Raw genomic sequence first — 253 nt, forward strand, 5'->3', positions numbered from 1 at the left:
GCTGATGATTCAAAGTAAGAAGTATCAGAAAGATTATGCAGATGTGATGATGTCAGAGTTTAATCGGCTCCAGTCGATTATTAATGAATTCCTCGTTCTTTCTAGAAGCAAATCGGTGAAATTTGAACCAGTACATGTCAATCTTCTGCTCGAAGAAGTGATCATGGTCGTTGAATCTCAGGCGGTCTTAAAAGGCGTGTCCATTCAGAAAAAGCTGTCTCCGTCGCTCCCTAACATTCAAGGCATTCCGAAT

Annotated in this window: 1 pseudogene; it reads left to right on the top strand. The window is 41.1% G+C overall.

The annotated features are described in order from the left end of the window. Positions 1-253 (top strand): annotated as a pseudogene (locus SB658_RS25860) (ATP-binding protein); the annotation flags it as partial.

The organism is Bacillus sp. SIMBA_008 (assembly GCF_046535495.1).
GTDB classification, from domain to species: domain Bacteria; phylum Bacillota; class Bacilli; order Bacillales; family Bacillaceae; genus Bacillus; species Bacillus subtilis.